Source organism: Ferruginibacter sp., from assembly GCF_031430955.1.
Lineage (GTDB): Bacteria > Bacteroidota > Bacteroidia > Chitinophagales > Chitinophagaceae > Ferruginibacter.
Window position 1 is genome coordinate 1 of the sequence record NZ_JANPCM010000649.1, and the last position, 4,174, is coordinate 4,174.

Sequence of the window (4,174 nt, forward strand, 5' to 3'; positions counted from 1 at the left end):
CTGCGAACTTTGCTGGAAGAAGTGTTACCACAAAAAACAAGTATCACTGATTATGAAGTAACTCATAATTTTTCATCTATTGGCATACGAACTATTTTATTAAGCGCCCTTGAAATTACAAGAGAAAAAAAGGAAGAAAAACTGATACTGCTTTCTATAGAAGATATTACTGAAAGAAAAGAGGCCGCAAAAAAAATTGAAGCCAGTGAAAAGCTACAGGCTTTCCTGCTGAAATTGAGCGATGCACTTCGACCGCTCAACAACTCTGTGGACATTGAAGAAGCAGCTACAAAAATAGCCATGGATTTTATGGATGTGGATAGGTGTTTCTATGCTAATATAGAAGATGGTAATGCCATTATTCTACGGGATAGCATGAGGGGAGATTTGCCCTCCAATGCAGGTATATATCCACTAAGTAGTTTCACCCTTTTAAAAGCAGCATTAGATACAGGCAGTACTTATATTGTTAATGATGTAAACACCTCAAATATAATAGACGAAGACTTAAAACAGATTTGCATTCAGTTGCAGAATCATTCATTTATAAATATACCTGTCATAAAAAACAGAAAGTCTGTAGGTATATTTTGCCTTGTGCAAAATAAACCAAGAGAATGGACAAATGCAGAGGTGCAGCTAGCCAAAGAAACCGCCGAACGCACATGGGCAGCAATAGAAAGAGCTAAAGCAGAAGAAGCCTTGTGCAAAAGTGAAGAAAAATATCGTTCGTTGTTTAATTCCATTGATCAGGGGTTTGTTCTGGCAGAATTGATTCGCAATAAAGAAGGGAAGGGAATTGACTACTATGTGCATGAAGTAAATTCTAATTATGAAAAGCAAACAGGAATAAATATAGAAATGGTACTTGGCAAATCTATTCTCCAGTCATTTCCTACAATTGATACATGGTGGATTGAAACCTACGCTGCCGTTGTAGATAATCAACTCCCTGTAAGATTTGAGAAATTTTTTGAATTCACTAATCGGTGGTTTGAAATTAAAGCTATCCCAAACGGGAAGGAAATGTTTATCATTTTATTCACCGACATCACCGAACGAAAACAAGCACAAAAGTTACTGGAAGAAAATGAACATCGTTATCACATGATGCTTATGAACTCCCCGTTTGCTTTTTCAATAATGAAAGGGAAGGATATGGTTGTAACCCTTGCCAATGACCTGATGAAAAATTTTTGGGGAAAAGGCGATGAGGTGGAAGGAAAAACGCTGCTGCAGGTTTTACCCGAGCTTATTGATCAGCCCTTTCCGGCTATGCTGGATAAAGTTTATACCAGTGGTGAGCCTGTTAATGCCAATGAAATACTTGCCCGGTTAAACCGCAATGGCGTTGTGGAAGAACGGTATTTCAATATTGTATATCAACCCCATTTTGAAACAGACAAAACTATTTCCGGAGTAATTACTATTGCACATGAAGTTACAAACCAGGTGCTTGGCCGCAAACAAATCGAAGATAGCAATAAGCGGTATAACATGATGTTGCTTCAATCGCCATTTGCTTTTGCAATACTTAAAGGAATAGATATGGTAGTTACCCTTGCTAATGATAGCGTAAAAGAAATGTGGGGCAAAGGAAAAGATGTAGAAGGCAAATCAATATTTGAAGTTATACCCGAAATTAAAGACCAAGGCTTTCCGGAATTGCTCAATGAAGTGTACAGCACCGGCATTTCTTACTCCTCTAATGAATCTCTTGTACAACTACAGAGGAATGGAAAAATGGAAGAAGCCTATTTTAATTTTGCTTATCAGCCTTATCGGGAAGCAGATGAAACTATTTCGGGTGTAGTTATTATTGCCACCGAAGTAACGCCGATGGCAATTTTAAACAAAAAAATAAAAGAAAGCGAAGCCTTTAACCGCACCGTATTAGAAAGCAGCCCCGATTGTGTAAAAATGCTGGATGAAGAAGGCAGGCTACAGTTTATGAATACAAACGGTATTTGCCTGTTAGAACTAGATAATTTTGAGCAGGTACAAAATACCTATTGGTGGGATATGTGGGAACCGCATAACCGGCAAATTATAAAAGATGCTGTAGCAACTGCACAAAGCGGAGAAAAAATTCAGTTGCAGCTTTTTGGCCCCACAGCAAAAGGCACTCCTAAGTGGTGGGATATTATAGTACTGCCCGTGCAGGAAGATGGAACTGATAAAAATTTGCACCGCATACTTTCTGTATCAAGAGATATTACAGAACAAAAACAAAATGAACTAAAAGAAAAAGAATTGCTAACCCGGTTTCAAAACCTGGTATTGCAGGCACCTGTTGCTATATGTGTATTGCGTGGCCCAAATTATATAATAGAAGTTATTAATAAAGGCATGTATGAAATGTGGGATAGAACATTAGAGCAGGCATTAAACAAACCTGCATTTGAAGTGCTACCCGAATTGATGGAACAGGGATTTAAAGAATTACTAGATACTGTTTACAAAACAGGCGAACGTTTTGTAGCAGAGGAGCTTGCTATTAATTTAAAACGAAACGGAAATATTGAAAATGCGTTTGTAAAATTTGTGTACGAGCCTTTAAAAGATGCTAATGGTAACATTGCTGGGGTAATGGCATTAGCACATGAAATTACAGAGCAAGTGCTTTCAAGAAAAAAAATAGAAGAAAGCGAAATACAATTTAGGCAGATGGCAGAATTAATACCGCAAAAAATTTGGACCTCCGATGCCGAAGGCAACAAAGATTATTTTAATAACACATTTCTAAACTATGTAGGCAAAACTACCGAAGAATTAAAAGGAAACGGATGGCAAAAAGTAATGCACCCCGATGATTGGGTTAAAAATAAAATACAATGGGAGCAATGCTTGCTTAGTGGCCAAAACTTTGTATCAGAAAACAGATTGCTAAGAAAAGATGGCCAATATTTATGGCATCTCACCCAAGCCGTAGCTTTAAAAGATGAACTGGGAAATATAAAAATGTGGGTAGGTTCTAAAACTGAAATACAAGAACATAAACAGCACAATGCAGCATTAGAAAAATCTGTAGAACTAAGAACCCGTGAGTTAGAACAAAGTAATAAAGAACTTGAGCAAAAAAATAAAGAATTATTTATAGCTCGTGAAGAAATACTTACAGAATATTCTCGAAGTTTAATTGAAGCCAGTTTAGATCCGTTAATTACCATTAACGCCGAAGGAAAAATTACAGATATGAACCAGGCCACCGTAACTATAACTGGTTTTACAAGAGAAGAACTAAGCAACTCAAACTTTTTTAAATATTTTACTGAGCCTAAAAAAGCCCGTGAAGTTTACCAAATGGTATTTACAAACGGAAACATAATAAACTCACCACTAACACTACGCCATGTAAATGGAAAACTTACAGATGTATTTTTAAACGGGTCGGTTTATAAAGATCAAAATAATGAGGTGGTGGGTGTAGTAGTTGTGGCAAGAGATGTAACAGAAGAAAAGAAAATAGCACAAGCATTAACAGAAGCTAAAGTATTTGCCGAAACGGCCACCCTTGCAGCAGAAAAGGAAAAACAAAAAGCAATAGAAGCAACTCAAATTGCAGAAGCGGCAGTAATTGCCAAACAGCAGTTTTTGAGTAACATGAGTCATGAAATACGTACACCCATGAACGCCATTATTGGGTTTACAAAAGTAATTTTAAAAACAAACCTTAGTGCACAACAAACTGAATATTTACAGGCTATTAATTTAAGCGGCCATGCTTTAATTGTGCTTATAAATGATATACTCGATTTGGCAAAAGTTGATGCAGGTAAAATTGTTTTTGAACAAATACCGTTTAAATTATCAAACACATTTACAGCCATTTTGCATTTGTTTGAAAACCGGGTAGAAGAAAAGAATTTAAAATTTATTAAGGAGTACGATGCCACCATACCCACTGTTTTGCTGGGCGATCCTGTGCGGCTACACCAAATTATTTTAAACTTAATAAGCAATGCGGTAAAGTTTACTTCCAAAGGATCTATTTCTATTAGTGTGCGTATGCTTATGCAAAATGAAACAGAAGTAGAGCTTGAATTTATTGTGGCCGATACGGGCATAGGCATACCTGCAGATAAAATGGAGGCCGTGTTTGAAAATTTTCATCAGGCAAGTAGTGAAACATCACGTATTTATGGAGGTACAGGATTAGGACTTGCCATAGTAA

Annotated in this window: 1 protein-coding gene; it reads left to right on the forward strand. The window is 36.8% G+C overall.

Annotated features, from left to right (window positions below):
* Positions 1–4,174 (forward strand): PAS domain S-box protein (locus ACY65O_RS18405; protein ID WP_462222322.1); only part of this gene is annotated, 4,174 nt, incomplete at both ends.